General features: G+C 40.7%; 17 protein-coding genes and 3 pseudogenes. 13 read left to right on the top strand and 7 right to left on the bottom strand.

Features of this window, described 5'->3' with window-relative positions:
- The first annotated feature begins 231 nt into the window (after positions 1-231).
- The 7 genes from lysA to gatB all read left to right on the top strand — a co-directional run bounded on the left by lysA (position 232) and on the right by gatB (position 6,034).
- On the top strand, positions 232-1,662 hold the full coding sequence (lysA, locus tag KA717_21975; GenBank protein UXE58696.1) for a diaminopimelate decarboxylase: 1,431 nt from the start codon (positions 232-234) through the stop codon (positions 1,660-1,662).
- Positions 1,663-1,700: 38 nt separating this feature from the next.
- A complete protein-coding gene (cdaA, locus tag KA717_21980) occupies positions 1,701-2,606 on the top strand; it encodes a diadenylate cyclase CdaA (protein UXE58697.1) in 906 nt (301 codons plus the stop codon).
- The gene (uppS, locus tag KA717_21985; GenBank protein ID UXE58698.1) at positions 2,603-3,352 is read left to right on the top strand and encodes a polyprenyl diphosphate synthase; all 750 of its coding nucleotides are present in this window, start codon (positions 2,603-2,605) and stop codon (positions 3,350-3,352) included. Before cdaA ends, uppS begins: the two co-directional genes overlap by 4 nt.
- A 60-nt stretch (positions 3,353-3,412) precedes the next feature.
- Positions 3,413-3,766, top strand: coding sequence for a hypothetical protein (locus KA717_21990; protein ID UXE58699.1), 354 nt, complete (start codon positions 3,413-3,415; stop codon positions 3,764-3,766).
- A gap of 113 nt (positions 3,767-3,879) precedes the next feature.
- Positions 3,880-4,155 carry a hypothetical protein gene (locus KA717_21995; GenBank protein UXE58700.1) on the top strand — a complete coding sequence of 92 codons (276 nt, stop codon included), beginning with the start codon at positions 3,880-3,882 and terminating at the stop codon, positions 4,153-4,155.
- Between the two features lie 4 nt (positions 4,156-4,159).
- On the top strand, positions 4,160-4,522 hold the full coding sequence (locus KA717_22000; protein ID UXE58701.1) for a hypothetical protein: 363 nt from the start codon (positions 4,160-4,162) through the stop codon (positions 4,520-4,522).
- A 27-nt stretch (positions 4,523-4,549) separates the two neighbouring features.
- Positions 4,550-6,034: an Asp-tRNA(Asn)/Glu-tRNA(Gln) amidotransferase subunit GatB gene (gene gatB / locus KA717_22005; GenBank protein UXE58702.1), complete on the top strand. Its 1,485-nt coding sequence runs from the start codon at positions 4,550-4,552 to the stop codon at positions 6,032-6,034.
- On the opposite strand, the gene crcB is transcribed toward gatB, so the two are convergent.
- The 6 genes from crcB to KA717_22035 all read right to left on the bottom strand — a co-directional run bounded on the left by crcB (position 6,004) and on the right by KA717_22035 (position 8,555).
- Positions 6,004-6,432, bottom strand: coding sequence for a fluoride efflux transporter CrcB (crcB, locus tag KA717_22010; GenBank protein ID UXE58703.1), 429 nt, complete (start codon positions 6,430-6,432; stop codon positions 6,004-6,006). The two genes, gatB and crcB, sit on opposite strands and share 31 nt — an antisense overlap.
- Before the next feature lie 395 nt (positions 6,433-6,827).
- The gene (locus KA717_22015) at positions 6,828-7,181 is read right to left on the bottom strand and encodes a DUF5615 family PIN-like protein (protein UXE58704.1); all 354 of its coding nucleotides are present in this window, start codon (positions 7,179-7,181) and stop codon (positions 6,828-6,830) included.
- Positions 7,178-7,414, bottom strand: a complete 237-nt coding sequence (locus KA717_22020) for a DUF433 domain-containing protein (GenBank protein ID UXE58705.1) — start codon at positions 7,412-7,414, stop codon at positions 7,178-7,180. Before KA717_22020 ends, KA717_22015 begins: the two co-directional genes overlap by 4 nt.
- Before the next feature lie 127 nt (positions 7,415-7,541).
- On the bottom strand, positions 7,542-7,841 hold the full coding sequence (locus KA717_22025; protein UXE58706.1) for a DUF2442 domain-containing protein: 300 nt from the start codon (positions 7,839-7,841) through the stop codon (positions 7,542-7,544).
- Positions 7,822-8,058, bottom strand: a complete 237-nt coding sequence (locus tag KA717_22030; protein ID UXE58707.1) for a DUF4160 domain-containing protein — start codon at positions 8,056-8,058, stop codon at positions 7,822-7,824. Before KA717_22030 ends, KA717_22025 begins: the two co-directional genes overlap by 20 nt.
- Positions 8,059-8,330: 272 nt before the next feature.
- Positions 8,331-8,555: a DUF433 domain-containing protein gene (locus KA717_22035; protein UXE58708.1), complete on the bottom strand. Its 225-nt coding sequence runs from the start codon at positions 8,553-8,555 to the stop codon at positions 8,331-8,333.
- A gap of 283 nt (positions 8,556-8,838) precedes the next feature.
- Here KA717_22035 and KA717_22040 point away from each other — a divergent pair, with 283 nt between their 5' ends.
- The 3 genes from KA717_22040 (at position 8,839) to KA717_22050 (ending at position 15,062) form a co-directional block, all read left to right on the top strand.
- On the top strand, positions 8,839-10,215 hold the full coding sequence (locus KA717_22040) for a ParA family protein (protein ID UXE58709.1): 1,377 nt from the start codon (positions 8,839-8,841) through the stop codon (positions 10,213-10,215).
- On the top strand, positions 10,215-11,156 hold the full coding sequence (locus KA717_22045; protein ID UXE58710.1) for a transcription termination factor rho family protein: 942 nt from the start codon (positions 10,215-10,217) through the stop codon (positions 11,154-11,156). Before KA717_22040 ends, KA717_22045 begins: the two co-directional genes overlap by 1 nt.
- Positions 11,157-11,567: 411 nt before the next feature.
- Positions 11,568-15,062 (top strand): AAA-like domain-containing protein, encoded by a 3,495-nt coding sequence (locus KA717_22050; protein UXE58711.1) that lies wholly within the window; start codon positions 11,568-11,570, stop codon positions 15,060-15,062.
- 61 nt (positions 15,063-15,123) lie between these two features.
- Here the strand turns inward: KA717_22050 and KA717_22055 are convergent, their stop codons facing one another.
- Positions 15,124-15,639, bottom strand: coding sequence for a DUF6398 domain-containing protein (locus KA717_22055; protein UXE58712.1), 516 nt, complete (start codon positions 15,637-15,639; stop codon positions 15,124-15,126).
- A gap of 311 nt (positions 15,640-15,950) precedes the next feature.
- On the opposite strand from KA717_22055, the pseudogene KA717_22060 reads away from it, so the two are divergent.
- The 3 pseudogenes from KA717_22060 (at position 15,951) to aqpZ (ending at position 18,107) form a co-directional block, all read left to right on the top strand.
- Positions 15,951-16,118: pseudogene (locus KA717_22060) on the top strand (aquaporin).
- A 72-nt stretch (positions 16,119-16,190) separates the two neighbouring features.
- Positions 16,191-17,472 (top strand): annotated as a pseudogene (locus KA717_22065) (ISKra4 family transposase).
- Positions 17,473-17,507: 35 nt separating this feature from the next.
- Positions 17,508-18,107 (top strand): annotated as a pseudogene (gene aqpZ / locus KA717_22070) (aquaporin Z).
- The last annotated feature ends 473 nt before the right edge of the window (positions 18,108-18,580 follow it).

Here is an 18,580-nt window from a genome sequence, read left to right on the forward strand (position 1 = left end):
GAACATTATTCAGAACTATTGTTTGAAGCTGAACAGGGACAGATACTTAATTGCACCCATTGTTTTCGTCAATTGACTATATAGTAATGAAAATGGGGCGGTTTGTCAACTCCTTAGCCTAACCTTGGGCAATAGTTCCCACGACTTGATACACTGGAAAAATTGATAGGTTAATTGCAAAATTAATTCAGCCCATCTAGTTCTTTTTTTGACTGACGCTCAAGACTTGCCATGCTATCGACGGAATCTCCCTTGCAACTTTCTGGACAACATTTTCTGCCTGCGACTCCCTCGCCCTCACCTAATCAGAATTTGTTGCCCTTAACGGCTCGCACCAATGCCCAAGGTCATCTAGAAATTGGGGGCTGTGATGTCCCATCTTTAGTGGAACAGTTTGGTTCCCCTCTCTACATTTTGGATGAACAGACGCTGCGGGAAACCTGTCGTCAGTATCGGGAAGCTTTCCAAACCTATTATCCTGGGGTTAGTCAGGTTATTTATGCTTCTAAAGCTTGGAGTTGTTTGGCGGTTTGTGCGATCGCGGCCAGTGAAGACCTGGGCTTTGATGTGGTTTCTGGGGGAGAGCTTTATACAACTTTGACCGCCTTAGAACAGATGGGATGGACGACGGAGCAAGCGGCGAGCAAAATTTATTTTCATGGCAATAATAAATCGGTCAATGAATTGGAATATGCCATTGAGGTGGGTTGTACCATTATCGTTGATAACTGGTTAGAACTACAAACTTTGGTGAAGTTAGGGAGTCAGTCATCGGAGCAACCGTTACGGATCATGCTGCGTTTAACCCCTGGGATCGAATGTCATACCCACGAATATATTCGCACAGGCCATTTGGATAGTAAATTTGGCTTTGATCCCCATCAGTTAGAAGCGGTTTTTACCTATATCTGTGAGCAATCGGTTTTAAATTGTGTGGGACTCCATGCCCATATTGGATCACAAATTTTTGAACGTCAGCCCCATCAGGATCTAGGGGTTGTCTTGGTAGAATGGTTGGAAAAAGGTTTAGCCTACGGTTTGCCCCTGACAGAACTTAATATTGGTGGCGGTTTAGGAATTTGTTACACCGAGATGGATGATCCCCCCAGTATTGAAGAGTGGGTGCGGGCGGCGGCTCAGTCAGTGGTCAAGGCTTGTACCGCCAAAAATTTACCCTTGCCCAAACTGTTGGCCGAACCAGGGCGATCGCTGATTGGCACAGCTTGTGTTACGGCCTATGGGATCGGCAGTCGTAAAGTCATTCCCGAAATGCGAACCTATGTAGCGGTAGATGGAGGGATGTCGGATAATCCCCGCCCTATTACCTACCAGTCCCTCTATCGGGTGGTGGTGGCCAATCGGATGAACGCTCCCTATACAGAAACGGTGACGATCGCCGGTAAACACTGTGAATCAGGAGATATTTTAATTAAAGAAACCCAACTACCGAACACCGAGCCAGGGGATACCTTAGTGGTCATGACTACAGGAGCCTATAATTACAGCATGGCTTCTAATTACAATCGGTTGCCCCGTCCGGCAGCCGTGCTGGTCAAAGCAGGAGAGGCCAATCTATTTTTAGAACGGGAATCCTTAGCCGATTTAATTCGTCAGGATCGACTTCCCAGCCGCCTGTTACAATCAGACCTTGGTGACGAATAATTCATCTTTTACCAATAACCCTATTCTTCCTTTTTCCCATGTCGGGCTTCCCCCCTGACCCCGAATTTATAGCGTCATTATTTCATAACGCCCTGGATATTGGTCTGGTTCTAGGGTTGTTCTATTTGATGAGCCTGATTATTGGCGAATATCGTACTCTCTGGATGATGCGCGGCCTCGTTGTTTTGATGGTGGCCCAGGTAATCAGCGATCGCCTTCATCTAGAATTACTGAAATTTGTGCTAGAGAAATTGGTGTTAGGGGCAGCAGTGGCCCTGGCAGTTATTTTTCAGGGGGAGTTCCGTCGTTTTTTAGAATTACTGGGTCGGGGACAAATTCTGCAATTATTTAAGCGACAGCCCCAGGTACCCAAAACCGATAATGCCATTGATGAAATTGTAGATGCGGTCAAAGAACTTTCCCAAAATCGCATTGGTGCTTTGATGGTCATGGAAACGTTTGGAACGTTGGATAATAAACTTTTTGTTAATAAGGGCGTAATGCTCAATAGTGAACTATCCAAGGAGTTGTTACAAACCATTTTCCAACCCAAAACCCTGTTACATGATGGAGCGGTTTTTATTCGCGGTACTCGCATTATTGCGGCGGGTGTTATTTTACCCCTCTCCGAACGGAGTGCTTCTCGCCAATTGGGAACTCGTCACCGAGCGGCAATGGGCATTACCGAACGCAGTGAAAATTGTCTCTGTGTGGTGGTCTCGGAAGAAACTGGCTCTATCACCTTGGCAGAGAGAGGTTTACTCAATCGTCCCCTCACCAGTAGCAAACTCAGAGAACTGCTAGAAACCAAATACGCTCCCCGAATGGAACGAGAACCTGGAACACCAAGTTTAGGGCGGCTTGGTCGTACAATTGGGTCACAAGGAAAATGGTTTCTCCAGCGTCTGTTTTTGACTTCATCAGCTAAAAACGATAAGAAATGACAGCTAACTCCACTGTGTTACAAAAACTCCCCACTGACCTCGATCCGAGCCTCTTACCCCATCATGTTGCGGTAATTATGGATGGCAATGGACGCTGGGCAAAACGGCGGGGCTTACCTCGTATTATGGGACATCAACGCGGGGTTGATGCGCTCAAAAGTCTTTTGCGTTGTTGTAATGACTGGGGAGTGCCAGCCTTAACGGCCTATGCCTTCTCAACGGAAAATTGGGGTCGTCCCTTAGAGGAAGTGGAATTTTTGATGACGCTGTTTGAACGGGTGCTCAGGCGGGAATTACAGGAAATGATGACCGAAAATGTCAAAATTCGCTTTGTTGGCAATTTAGATTCGCTGCCTCTTTCTCTACAGGAGGAGATTGATCGTTCGATGCGGGACACAGAAAATAATACCGGTATCCAATTTACCGTTGCTACTAATTACGGGGGCAGACAGGAGATTTTGCAAGCTTGTCGGGCGATCGCTGTTAAAATCCAAGCGGGCAAACTCGCTCCCGAAGACATTGATGAAGCTGAAATCGAACGTCATCTCTATACCTTTGGCTTATCCCATCCTGATCTGCTCATTCGCACCAGTGGAGAAATGCGGATCAGTAACTTTCTACTGTGGCAGATGGCCTATGCCGAAATCTACGTGACTCCGACCCTCTGGCCTGACTTTAACCGCCAGGAATTTCACAAAGCTCTCTTAGATTATCAGCAGCGTGAACGGCGTTTTGGTAAAGTCTAGAGAATTATTGTCTAGGGCAGCCATAGCTCACCTATCTATTCACTGAATTCCGCGCTTCCTATGTTATCTTCTTCCAAAAGCAAAGCGATCGCCGTCCGTCCCCAGCCCCCTGTTCCCCCTAGCATCCTAGCCGAAGAGCGGTTTAAACAGGAACGTCTCCATGATGTACAACTATTACTGAAGGATCTTTTTATTCGGGAAGAAGCGACCATTAAACTGATTTTGGAATCTCTCTACGACATTGGCGCGATTAATATTATTAATAAAAAGTTTCCCTTTCCTCCGCTCAATCGTTTTTTAAAGTCTATTGTGGGCATTCCTAGACCCATTGCCAAACGCTTATTATTGCGTTGGTTTCAACAAAAATGTCCTGGCTTACTAGCCAATTGGCTATACCGAAAGGTTAAATTTTAACGCATTCCCACACTTCCCTTCTGAAATTTAATATTTGAACATGGGTACTTTCTTTTAAGTTGCCATCTCAAAATGAATCGGCTAAGGCGTTCAGATGTACGGTAAAATTTTTTATGAAAAGGGTTAAACATCCCAAATCTGAGATTGAAGCGGTTTTAAAATATGCAGAGCAAAGGAAATGGCAGATCGAAGTGGGCGGCTCCCATGCCTGGGGAAAGCTCTATTGTCCTTTTAATGACAAAACTTGTAGAGACGGTATTTTTTGCATTATGAGTATTTGGAGTACTCCCAAAAATCCCAGCAACCATGCCAAACAAATTCGTCAAAAGATTGATACCTGTATAAGATACAAGCAAGCTCAAAATTCTTTAGAAGAAAAAACTAACTAAAACAATGAAGGAATACGATTTTACACTCAAATTTGATTTAAAAGACCCTGAACTAGACCCTGCTATCTATGTTGAGTCATTGTATGAAAGTGGCTGTGATGACGCTTTAATTGGCATTGGTCAAAAAGGTTATATCGTACTTAGTTTTATTCGTGAAGCCTTATCTTCGTCACAAGCAATTACCCAAGCGATCGCTGATGTTAAAAACGTGATTCCCTTTGCGACTCTAGTAGAAACAACCCTTGACAGGGCGGAAACTAATCCTGATGTTATTAGCGTAAAAGCTGCGGCTCCAGACTCATATCTTGAATCAATAATGGAACTGGCGAATGTACGGGAAAAAGCAAAAGGAACGGCTAAGGTATAATGAGGCCAGCTTTTTCTCATCATTTCTATGACCGCCACTGCTGTTAAGACTGACTACGAAGCCGTTATTGGACTAGAAACTCACTGTCAACTCAACACTGCCAGTAAGATTTTTTGTAACTGCTCTACCCATTTTGATAGTCCACCCAATACTAATGTCTGCCCTGTCTGTTTAGGCTATCCAGGGGTATTGCCCGTCTTAAATGAACAGGTTTTGGCGGCAGCAGTTAAGCTCGGATTAGCGATCAATGGCCAGATTGCTCCCTACAGCAAGTTTGATCGCAAGCAGTATTTTTATCCTGATCTCCCTAAAAATTATCAAATTTCCCAGTTTGATCTGCCCATCGTCGAGCATGGTTCCCTAGAGATTGAATTGGTGGATAAGAAAACCAAAGCAATCACCCGTAAAACTATCGGTATTACACGTCTGCACATGGAAGAGGATGCCGGTAAGTTAGTTCATGCTGGCAGTGACCGCCTATCGGGATCAACCCATTCCCTGGTGGATTTTAATCGTACTGGCGTTCCTTTATTGGAAATTGTCTCAGAGCCAGATTTACGATCGGGGCAAGAAGCGGCGGAATATGCCCAATCCTTACGACAATTAGTGCGTTATCTCGGTATTAGCGATGGCAATATGCAGGAAGGTTCCCTGCGCTGTGATGTCAATATTTCCGTCCGTCCCGTTGGTCAGGAACAATTCGGCGTTAAGGTTGAGATCAAAAATATGAACTCCTTTAGTGCGATTCAACGGGCGATTGAGTACGAAATTGAACGGCAGATTGAAGCGATTGAAAACGGCGATCGCATCTATCAAGAAACTCGTCTTTGGGAAGAAGGCAGTCAACGGACGATTAGTATGCGTTCCAAGGAAGGTTCCAGTGATTATCGCTATTTCCCGGAACCGGATTTACCGCCTCTGATGGTTTCCAATGCTCAAAAGTTGGACTGGCAAGCGGAATTACCTGAACTCCCCGCCGTTAAACGATCGCGCTATGAACAAGAGTTTGGACTATCTGCCTACGATGCTAGGGTGATTACCGAGGATCGGGAAGTGGCCGAATATTTTGAAACGGCAGTAAAAACGGGAGGCAATCCCAAATTAGTGGCCAATTGGGTCACTCAGGATTTGGCGGCCTATTTGAATAATGCCAAATTGACGATTACGGAAATTCCTTTTAAACCTGAAGCCCTGGCTGAATTGGTGCAATTGATTGATCAGGGAACTATTAGCGGCAAAATTGCTAAGGAAATCCTACCTGAACTTTTAGAAAAAGGTGGTTCTCCCCAAAAAATTATTGAATCCAAGGGTATGACCCAACTTTCTGATCCCCAGGAATTAGCCAAAGTCATTGAGGAAATTCTGGCGGCTAATCCCAAGGAAGTCGAAAAATTCCGCAGTGGTAAGGGCAATATGAAAGGCTTCTTTGTCGGTCAAGTGATGAAGAAAACGGGGGGACGGGCTGATCCCAAATTAACGAATCAATTGATTGATGAAAAATTGCAGGCTTGAAATAGTTTGCGAGCCAGGAAACTGCCTAATTCTAAACCAATTACTCCAAAAATTAGGCTTCCTAGGCTATAAAATAAGCCCATTCCCCAATTGCCAGAGCGGAGAAAAAGATCATTATCTAGGGTGTAGGTGGAAAAAGTAGTATAGGAACCTAAAAAACCCACGGCCAGAAATAGGCGTAGATCGGGAGAAATTAAGGCGCGTTCTAGGGCTAAGGTGATAATAAAACCCATCAAAAAAGAACCGCTAAGATTGACGAACATGGTTCCATAGGGAAAATTTTCACCTAACCATTTTGCTAATCCCACTGTCAAATAGTAGCGACATAAGGCCCCTGGTATGGCCCCCAAGGCGATCGCGATCGGGGCCCGCAAGTTAGGATCTAGAGACGCAAACATAGGAAAAAATACTAATTATCTATCTGATTTAATGTTCTCTTCATTCTAAGCCCTAGAGAGAACACAACTGCTATCATCAGTTTAATCTATTTCAGTATTTCAGCGATCGTCATTATTTCTTTAAGGAATGACTTTATTTTGTTGCCGATAAGCTGCAATCATTTCCTGTAGAACATCTTGGACTGATTGACGACATAATTCCAGGGTTTCACCTTCTGAAATTACTTCTGGCCACTCTATCAATTGACCCATATAACCTGAGCTAATTTTAGTGTACGAAATAGTAAAAGTCAGCATAATGAGCAGTAATCTAGCTAAGATCTTCTATCTTAATGTAAATTTTTAGTGATCGCAATATTTCTTTAAACTAAACTAAGAGCGGAAATATGAAAATATTATTGATGAATGATGATCGCCTGACGATTAATCTCTAAATAATAATGTTGATCAAGTTGTAAACTAAGATAGTCTAGATGTTTTAGGAATAAATTTTCTAATTCTTTATTACTGATGTTACCTGTTGTAACTAACAAAAATTTATAGGGGATTTTGTATAAAATAAAAGATTCCAAAAAGTCCGTATCTTTAGTAATAACAATCCTTTGTTGTCGGATAGAAATTGCATTGATTTCCTGATCCGAAGTTTGATTTTGGTGAGGTAATTCCTTTGTATGAATTGCATCATAGCCTTTTTGTCTAAGTATTTGAGCTAGTTTAACAGGGAGTTGGGCATCTACTAAAAATTTCATGATGCAATTTTATAAATGTTTTTTAGTTGACTCAGTTTAGCAGCATAAAGTAAGGTAGCTCGAATATCATCCAATTCTAAATCGTCGTAGTCTTCTAAAATTTCTTCGTTTGTCATACCTGAACTCAGCAATTCAAGAATAAATTCTACGGGATAGCGCATTTCTCTTATGCAAGGTTTTCCGTGACAAATATTGGGGTTAATGGTAATCCGTTCTAATAATGAGTCTTGCATCTTTTTTAATGTTTTTTGTGACTAAAGAATAGGAGATTAATTCACTTTCTTTTAATATAGCATTTAATACGGATAGTGGCGATCGCAATATTTCTTTAAACTAAACCAAGAGCAGCGATCGCCTTTTCTAACTTCGACTCTTTAACCAACGCTGAAATGAGGTTTGACTTTCTCCCGATGGCTGTCCTAGAATTAAATTTTTAAGACTAATATCTTCATCAAGCTGATGCCAATGAATACCGCTACCATCAGCAATTAAACGATAATCATTACGCTCTAAAATGGAACCATTCAACAGACGTGGATACCAAGCCAGTGGGACGAAAATGGTTCGTCCATCGGATAAATCTACAGAAAGAGTATCGTCAGTTATGGTTACTTTCTGAATGATGGGTATGGTTAGTAATTCAATCGTTGAAGAAGTCATGCCAGCCTCTTAGTAATTGTTCTTGATGGGTTTCAACTAATTTTTGAACGCGGTTAATTTCCACACGGCTAAATCCTTGATTATTTTGAAGACGGACAGGTTGAAGCCAAAATTTAGCGAGGGATTTATCCCGTTCAATATGAATATGGGGAGGCTCATTTTGATCCCCTGCATAGCAAAAAAATCGGTATGGGCCAACGGTTAACAGGGTGGGCATTCAAAAACATTAACTCTATTCTTTACAACATAACTGATATTTATTTTAAGTGTCAATAAAAATTTGTATTTTTTTAAATAAACTAAGAGCGGCGATCACATTTTTATTATTGTTACGGTAAAGTTAGCGATTGCCATATTTCTTTAAGGAGATTAAGAACAGCGATCTTGGAGTATATTTTTAAATTTCTCTGCGTATTCTGATGCGTTTTTCCTCGACAATCCATAAATTTTACTGGCAAGTTTTCATCAATTTTAAATTTCATAATATCCCTATGAAGCAGATATGATTCTTTCACGAGCCAGTTCTGCGGCGTAGGAAATCGCTGCTTTTAGATCAAGTTCACTCAGAGATGGATAGCTTTTTAATATTTCTGCGTTAGTGACCCCAGCAGCTAAGTTATCTAGAATAACAGACACCATAATGCGAGTTCCTTTAATGCAAACTTTACCATGACAGATGGAAGGATCACTTACAATTCTTTCTTGCCATTTCATATTTTTTAACTGGAATGTCTTTCATCTCGAATTATATCAGAAAATTTCTGTCAGTAAAAAATTCTAACGGTAAGCGATCGCAATCATTCCTTCAACTAACAAAAAGCTGCGATCGCAATCATTCTTTAAACTAGCTAAGAGCGGCGATCGCAACCAGACCTATAGCAGATAAAATCCCAAACAAGGCAAATAATATTAAAATATGTTAATTTTTGCACTGGTACTTTCGCAAAAACCAAGTTAAATAATATACTAAGATCTGAACGCTTAATTGTGAGCTACGATGACTAACTCCTCCTTACAACAGGCTTGGTTAAATTTAACATCTTCTGCTGATGAATCCGAAATTGCTGGGCATTTAGTGATCCCAGAAATTCTACGAATTTTAGGTTTTATTTATAACCAAGGTGAAGTTGTAGAAGAATATAAAACTGGTTTAGGTGGTCAAAAAGTTGACATAGCCGCGAAAAAAAATACATCTAACTGTAAATTATTGCATACACTTACGGATGCCTCTCTTATAATTGAGTTAAAAAATAGAACTAGAAACTTGAATTTTGGAAGTCAGGACTATAAATCAGCCGTTAGACAACTTAAAGGTTATCTTCATCCACAAGCGACACATTGTAGCGAAGTAAAATGGGCAATTTTAACTAATGCTAATCATATACAACTTTTTCGTCGTCATGGGCGAGTTTTCTATCCATTTACAACTAATATTACATTAACCGCAGGGAATATTGATGACAAGATTAATCTGATTAAAAAATATATTTATAATGATTATAAGGCTCTATCTGTTTCACTCTATAACAATAAGGGAGGAGTTGGCAAAACAACAACTGCTATTAATTTAGCGGGTATATTATCATTACCCAAACCAGAAGGATTTGACAAAAAAGTACTTTTAGTTGATTTTGACCCAAACCAAAAAGATTTAACGGATTTACTTAATCTTCAACCAGGTAAAATAAAATTTTCTGATTATCTTAATCAACATAAGAACAAACAAATATCAATTAAAAATATCATTTCAACTTATCAATTAAAACTAAAAAGTGGTAAATTACATGGTTTTTTCGATGTTATTCCTGCCGATGATGGTTTCCTTGGCACCTCTTATGTCTTTCAACAGGGAATATTAAAAACGATTCTTAACTCATTGTTAAATGACTATGATTATATTATTATTGATGCTCCACCAGGTGATAATTATTTTACAAGAGAAGCGATTATCGCCTCTGATGTTATTTTAATGCCGTCTAAACACAATGGACTTGCCTCCTTTAAGAATGCAGCAATGGCAATGAAACAAATATTTCCTCTATTAGGTGGTGAGCGTCGAGCTTTCTACCCAGAATTAGCTGATCCAATACCCTTACCGATTTTTTTTAATGGAGAACAAATAACTCCTGCTGCGAAGGAACAAGCTCAAAAGGCTATCAGTCAGATTATAAAAGAGGCAAAACAGCAGGATCAAGTTGATTTACTTAATTTTTTCTTTCCAAAATACACTGCTGCCCATAAAGATTTAAGCATATTTGAGATACCCAATAATGCTTATATTGCATCATCAGCATTTATTCAACGACCAGCCGTATTTCGTAGCAAGGTCGCTCTAGGATATTATCGACAATTAGTTGAGGAGTATTTTCTCTAATGAAACAGAAAATTGGTGCATTATTGCCTCTCTATCGTGATGAAATTGAACCTCTATTTCCCATTGAGACTCATCAATTTTTAATTGCAGAAGCAGCAAAAGCGATAAATCAAGCAGGAGATCGTAATTGGATTCCCGTGATTGTTAGACAAACGGAGGAAGACAAGTATCAGGCGATCGCTAACATTTTTGTTTTAGCCGCAGCCCAAGAAGCAGGTCTTGATAAAATTTGGTGCATTATTGCCGACGATTCTGAGCAAACGGAAAAAGCTTCACAGTTATTGTCTCAAGAAATTGCACCCAAGGTTAATTTAGCTACGGCAAGCAGAGAAGAAATTAAACTTGCTTTAGACTATCTCATTAATCGTTCTATTCGACCTCTGAGCAGTGTAACTTTAGCAACGGCTTTAGATAAAATTGATAAAGCTCCACGTCAATACTGGAAAGAAGAATTAAAAGAAGTAAAAACCCTTGGCTGTGGTATCACAACACCCGCAAAATTAAACATTTTTAAAGAAGTATTCTATTCCACTCCTGAAGCACCGTCACCGCCACCACCACAGATTAATTTGGCAACTGCAACTAGGGACGAAATTCGTGTAAGATTAGAGTATCTTATTAATCGTCCTATAAATCCATTGAAAAATGTTGATTTAGAAGATGCTCTTGATAAATTGGATAATCCTTACCGTCAATACTGGAAAGAAGAACTAAAAGAAATTACGTTTCTTGATTTTGGTATTACAGCAGCTAAGTTGAAAATTCTTAAAGAGATTTTTTATACAACACCTCAACCTTTGCCAGAAATTATTAACGATAGAGTTATTCTGAATACTCTGACAGTTAAAGAACTCCAAAAAGTAGCAGAAAAGCGAGGTAAATTAGAATTTAAAAAACTTAAAAAGCCTGAATTAATTGAAATACTGGCAATGCCTAATTAGTGAAGAAAATTAATTTTCTTAATTGTTTGATTGCCACCACCTGTAATATCTAGCTATCGTAGTCTAAAACCAATTATCAAATTAGTTTCTTCCCCTGATAATGTCCTCTCTCAACATCTTCCACACCTTTAAATTCACCCCTTCCCTCGCCTTAGAAGCCCTACAAGCCCAACGATTTAATACTCTAGACTACTATCAAGTACAGGGATTAAGTGTCTAAGTTGGCATCATTCGCTACAGACAAAAGTCATTTCTGTCAATTCTATTCCTAAAAGTTAAGTGAATTTCTGAGTCTTGAGTAACAATTCCCCATCTTCCGTCTATTTCTAGCATCAACATGATCTGTGAGCATTAAATTCTCGCCTGACGTTAGGATAGAAGCCGACCACACTCTAATTATTTTTGTTTTTTATGCTAAATACCAACCCTACCTGGCTTTATAAAGTTGGCGGTAGTTTGGCTTTTAATCATCCCACCTATGTGGCCCGCCAGGCTGATCATGAACTTTTGGCCGCATTACAGACGGGTAAATTTTGTTATGTCTTTAACTGTCGACAGATGGGGAAATCTAGTTTGCGGGTTCGGGCGATGCACCAACTTCAAGCCGAGGGCAAAGACTGTGCTTCCATTGATATTACTAGTTTGGGTAGCGATATCGATCAACAACAGTGGTATAACGGCATTATTACCCAATTATTCTTAAGTTTTAATTTTGTCGGTAAAGTTAATCTAAAAGTCTGGCTAAGAGAGCGATCGCATTTATCGCCAGTGCAGAAATTAAGCCAATTTATTGAAGAGATTGTCTTAAGCCAGGCGAAGGGAGAACAGGTTTTTATTTTTATTGATGAAATTGATAAGGTTCTCAGTTTAAAATTTTCTTTGGATGACTTTTTTTCTCTGATTCGTTTTTGTTACAATCAACGGGCTGAAAATGCGGCCTATAATCGCCTGAGTTTTGCCTTATTTGGTGTAGCCACTCCTTCGGATTTAATTCGAGATAAGACCCAAACACCTTTTAATATTGGTCAAGCGATCGCCTTAACCGGATTTACAGAAACTGAGGTAGAACCGTTAGCTTTGGGATTAGCCCATCTGGCCAAAAATTCCCAAAAATTATTAAACGTTATTTTACATTGGACAGGCGGCCAACCCTTTCTAACCCAAAAAGTCTGCGCCTTGCTCTGTGAAAAAGGGGAAATCATTGTCGAAGGGAAAGAAGTCATTACCGTAGAAGCTTTGATTGATCAACAACTGATCCACCATTGGGAATCCCAAGACGAACCTGTTCACCTCAAAACCATTCGCGATCGCCTGCTTCGCAATGAACAAAAAACGGGCCGATTATTAGGACTTTATCAACAGATCTTAGAAAAAGGCTTTATTCAAGCAGACGATAGCCAAGAACAAAGTGAGTTAAGACTATCAGGCATTGTGGTTAAAAATGATGGCCAACTAGTCGCTTACAATCGCATCTATCAGGCGGTTTTTAGTTTGGATTGGGTACACCGAGAATTAGCTAAAATTCGTCCCTATTCCGAAGCCATTCTCGCTTGGCAAGCGAGTCACTATGAAGATCAATCTCGTTTATTGCGTGGTCAAGCTCTTAAAGATGCTCTACGCTGGTCTGCCAATAAAAATCTCAGTAATCTAGACTATAAATTTCTCAATGCCAGTCAAAATTTAGAACAAGCAGAAGCCGAACAAACCAATCTAATTCTGCAAAAAGCCAATCAAAAAGCCCAACGCATGATCCAGTTTGGCGTAGGCATTTTAACCCTTTCTCTGCTCGGTTCCGTCATTGCCATTTTTCAAGCTAACCTTGCTTCTCAAAAACAACAGCAAGCTCAAATTGGCACCGAATTACAACGTATTGGAGAAAGTGCAGAACGTCAATTTAACTTTGAACAAATTAATGGTTTATTATCGGTAATGCAAACCGGTCAAGATTTAAAAAAATTAGTAACTTCTAATGAAGTTTTGTCCCATTATCCCGCCACCAGTCCTCTACTTTCTCTCCAAAAAATTCTAGATCACATTCAGGAACATAATATTCTCCAAGGTCATCAAGAATCCGTCAGTAGTGTGGCCTTTAGTCCCAATAATCAAACCCTTGCCTCTGCTTCTGGTGATAAAATCGTCCGTCTCTGGCATCTCAACGGAAAACTACAAAAGTCATTACTTGGCCATCAAGGCGCAGTCTATCGCGTTAGTTTTAGCCCCGATGGTCAAACCCTGGCCACTGCCTCCCAGGATGAAACCGTCAAACTTTGGAATTTAGCAGGACAAGAACTGAAAACCCTACGGGGCCATCAAGGTTCGGTTTATGCTGTTACGTTTAGTCCCGATGGTCGTTATCTAGCCTCTTCCTCTAGAGATAAAACGGCTCGTCTTTGGAATCGAGAGGGTCAAACCTTAGCCGTGTTAAAAAATCATGGGCGTTCCGTTGATGATGTTAAATTTAGTCCCGATAGCCAACATCTTGTCACGGTTTCACGGGATGGTTTTATTCGCCTTTGGGATTTACAAGGTCATTTACTTAAACGCTTTGGATTACCGAATATCGCTTTTTTTAGTGTTAATTTTAGTCCCGATGGTCAAATGTTAGCCGTCGCTGGTGATGATGGTAATAGCTATCTTTGGAATTTAGAAGGTCAGTTATTAGCTACTTTTAAAGGCAATCAAGAGTCAGTCTTAAGTGTTATTTTTAGTCCTGATGGCCAAAGATTAATTTCCTCTGGTAGCGATGGTACTACTAAAATCTGGAGTCGTTCTGGCTTGGAATTAGCAACTCTACGAGGGCATCAGGAAGCGGTTTTTAGTGTGGCAATCACAGGCAATGGGAAAACCCTAGCCACGGCTTCTGAGGATGGAACGGTCAAACTTTGGGATCTAACACCAAAAGCCACGGTAGGCTCTAGATTAGCAACAGCTAGGTTAACGGGTTTTGCCTTTAATCCGGTTCAATCGGAAATTGCCATTACCACCATAGAAGAACCACCAAAAATATTTAATTTGCAAGGACAACTCCAGCGTACTTTTCCCGCCCAAGTGCAGGATTTTTCCAGTCTGGGTTTAGCTCAACTCAATTTTAGTGCGGATGGTCAATATTTAATGGGTAATGCTGGGGGAGGCAATATTCAAATTTGGGATCGTCAGGGTAAATTAATCAGTCATTTTCAGGCTGCAATGGGCAGAATTTATGATCTGCAAATGAATGCTGATAATACCGTGATTGCTATTGCTAATCGTCAGGGAGAGATTTGGTTATGGGAGTGGCAAAATCACCAACAACAACCTCGATTGCTACGCACGATTAAGGCCGATAGCGATCGCCTACGGAGTGTAAGTTTTAATCCCCAGGCTTCTCAGTTAGCGAGTGCTTCTGATACAGGAATAGTGAAGATCTGGAATTTACAGGGACAGCTAGAAACCCATTTTCAGGCAGCAACGGATCTGATTTATCAAGTGCAATTTAGTCCCACCGGCAAATATTTATTAACAGCTTCTAGGGATGGAACAGCCAAACTCTGGACAGGGCAAGGAACTCGCTTGCAAACGCTCAAGACTGATCCCCTACCAATTCAAAAAATTAGTTTTAGTCCCCAAGAACAATGGATCGCGATCGCTTCGAGTGATGGAACTATCCGACTGTGGGATTTGGCGGGTAATTTGCGAGGAGAATTTAAAGGAAAGGAAACTGCTATTGTGCTTCTCGGTTTTACGTCCGATAGCCGCAGCATTGTCACCCTTAATCAAGAGGGTACTCTGCGAGAATGGCCAGTGGAAAAAGAATTAAATCGTCTGGAGAGACTATTAAAAACAGGCTGTCAATGGTTAGGGGATTATTTACAAAGCCATCCCCAGGAACAAGAAAAGTTACCTATTTGCCAACAGTTAAAAATTTAAGCATTTTTTCTCTGACTCTTTCTGGTTTAAAGTGTTTTATTGAGAGATCAGACTCGGTGTATTAGCCTTTTTGTTTAGGCAAATAGGGAATCAATCCTTTGCGTAACGCCTCCTCTTGAATCTCACGGGGAGCAGAACGAATATCCATAATAAAACCATTGACCATGACCATCCAGATCATTAGATTGTCATCCATACGACTCGGTAAACACCAATGACGATCCATCTGGTGAATATCCATCAAATCTCGAATCTGTTTCGACTTCGCCTGGCCGGTACTTTCAGAAATACCAAAAATCCGATAAATTTCCGTCGCCTTAATATGGGGGGTCTGGGAAGGATCAAACAGAAAATTTGCCATACCAAGAGCATGAATAATACCACAAGCCCAACCTTTTGCCTGTCCTTTACTCAAGGGTGAAGGTCGTTTTCGACAGAGAGCCGCTGCCAATTGACGAGACAGTTCTGCATATTCCTGGTTAAGATAATCCGCACAGAAATCATTCGTCAGTTTGGTAATTTCCTCAAACTTTGCCTGCATTGGCTGGGGGACTTTTTCGCTAGTTGGTTTGGTCATCGCTCAAAACCTCTCAAACAAGGAGGAGAAAGATTAAATTCTAGTTAACATTATCTGGATATTATTCCCATATTACCGGAAAGTTAACTTCGCATTGAATATTGAAATAGAACAAGTTTAGCGACTTAATTATAGCCCTTCTTGCTGGTGACAAAGAGATGACTTGGTTTGTAAAGAAACTTGAGCCAGTTGACGGTAGGATCTTAACCAAAACCCAAGATTTGTTACAAATGTCTAATGGTGCTAGGCTTTTGCGGATTTTTTTGGTAGATTGAAGTCAATTTTTGAGGAGTAACATCTACGAAACGACTATGAAAAAAGAATACATTGCAGAGTTCTTAGGAACCTTCTGGCTTGTCTTTGGCGGTTGCGGTAGTGCTGTCTTCGCCGCTTTTATTACTGTTCCTGGTGGTGGGAACACTAACGTTTTTGGTTTGGGCTATCTAGGGGTAGCCCTCGCTTTTGGTTTAACGGTTTGGGTGTGACCTTTAGTTGATGAAGGAAAAGAAAAGTGTTAACATGGGATGAAAAGTGACAAAGAGGAAACAATGATGACAGCAAAACTAATTAATGTAGAGGGTTCAAAGATAAAAATAGAACTAACATTAGAACTCAGTCGTTCAATGTTGGATACAGAAATAAATATTCAAAAAGGCTTAAACGAAGTAGGTTGCATCGCCAGCAAAGAAGCCTTGAAATATTTAGATACAGATGGTTCACCCTTAAAAATCGGTGAAGAAATCTGGAAGAGTAAGGGAGAGCAACCGAAAGAATATCAAACACCTTATGGTGAGGTTATAGTGAATCGTCATGTATATCAGCGTTCACCTTTGAGGAAAAACGTATTGCCCCTTAGAAAGAGAAGCAAGGATAATCATAACATCAACGCCATTATTGGCAAAACAGGTATCCTCAAAAATGTCAGGGATGGCAGGCAAAGAGGTGAAAAATGATTTATTAGAAAATCATGGTAGAAAAGTAGCGCTATCCTATATCCAAAGATTGAGTGAAGCAGTAGGAAGTGTGGTACAGGCAAAAGAAGAAGCGTGGAGTTATGCCCCGCCCAAGGAGGATAGCCAAATTGCAACAGTGGGAATAGGATTAGATGGAACCTGTATGCTGATGTGTGAGGATGGCTACCGTGAAGCAATGGTGGGAACCGTTTCCCTATACGATAGTGAAGGCGAACGTCAACATACAATCTATCTAGGTGCGGCACCAGAGTATGGAAAAAAGAGTTTTCTAGAAAGATTAGAAAGAGAAATTGAGCGAGCGAAAAACCGTTATCCAGAGGCAACATTGGTCGGGATAGCAGACGGGGCAGAATCAAATTGGAAGTTTTTAGAAAAGCAAACGGAAGAACAGATATTAGATTTCTATCATGCCTCTGGTTACTTAGGTGCCTTGGCAGAAGCGTTGCATCCGAATACCGTGTCAAAACAAAAAGAATGGTTGACTGAAAATTGTCGAGAACTCAAGCATGAAAAAGGAAAAGCAGGAGAACTGCTAAATCTGATGAAAGAAGTCAAAGAAGAAAAAAGTCATTCTAAGAATCTTACCGAGAAACTACAAGCGGCGATTACTTATTACGAGAATCATCAGCATCAAATGGATTATGCTGAATACATAGAGAAAAAGTATCCGATTGGTTCAGGTGTTACGGAAGCAGCTTGTAAGACGTTGGTCAAACAACGATTATGTTGTTCAGGGATGCGATGGAAGGAAAAAGGAGCAGGAATTATTTTGAGCCTACGAGCTTTGGTATTGACCAAGGAACGATGGAGTCAATTTTGGGCAAAACTTGATCAATATGGGTTCCCTGTAGAACCCTGATTACAACAGCTTTTATCAACTAAAGGTCGCACCCAACGGTTTTGACAGGAGCCTATGCCTTTGGTCACATTTCGGGAGGACATTTTAACCCGGCTGTGTCGATTGGACTCTTGGCTGGTAAGCGTTTTGGCAGTAGTAAGTTGCCTGGTTATATTGGTGCCCAGGTGGTGGGGGCGATCGTGGCAGCCTTAGTCATTTTAATTATTGCCAAGGGGAAAGATGGTTTTGAACTGGCTGGTTCTAATCCCCTAGCGACCAATGGTTTTGGAGCCCATTCTCCCAGTGGTTATGGGTTAGTCGCTGCTGTGCTTACAGAAATCGTTTTAACCTTTATTTTCCTACTCATTATTCTCGGTTCGACCGACAAGCGTGCCCCCGCCGGTTTTGCCCCTGTTCCCATTGGTTTAGGACTGACTCTCATTCACTTGGTTAGCATTCCTATCACTAATACCTCGGTCAATCCTGCCAGAAGTACTGGAGTTGCCCTATTGTGTGGTAATGCCGAACTCATTTTTCAGTTGCCAGTTTTTTGGATCGCGCCTATTATTGGAGCCTATGCCGCCGGCTACGTTTATAGCAATTTTCTAGAACAGTCTGAACGGGATCCTTTTCCTGAGACGGATCTGAGTGAATAAGACTTGCATTGAATATTAGCGAAATATCGGCATTGCTGCCTCTTTTTAGAAGAATTAATTTTTGTCTGTCTGCTCATCTTATCCAAGTAAATTGATAGATATATTTTGGTAATTCAGCAATGCCTTTTTTCAAAATCTCCGTATAATAATTGCCAACGGAAAAAGACTTAACTACAGGGCGAACGCATCTTATTTTTGAAAGGTAGGTTGGATAAGGGTTTCCGAGATCATGATTGATTTTTTATGAAACGCTGAAAGTCTTATCAGATAAGGAGTCTAGAATTTAGATGCGTTTGCCCTGAGCCTACGAGCTTTGGTGTTGACGAAGGAAAGATGGAGTCAATTTTGGGAAACACTTGATCAGTATGGATTCCCTGTAGAACCCTGATTACACCATCTTTTATCAAGAAAAGGTCGCGCCCGTTAAGAATTTATTTTCCCTGACTTTCCCGTAGATTCAACACCCTACCTTT

Origin of the sequence: Woronichinia naegeliana WA131 (genome assembly GCA_025370055.1) — a bacterium.
Taxonomy (GTDB): Bacteria; Cyanobacteriota; Cyanobacteriia; order Cyanobacteriales; family Microcystaceae; genus Woronichinia; species Woronichinia naegeliana.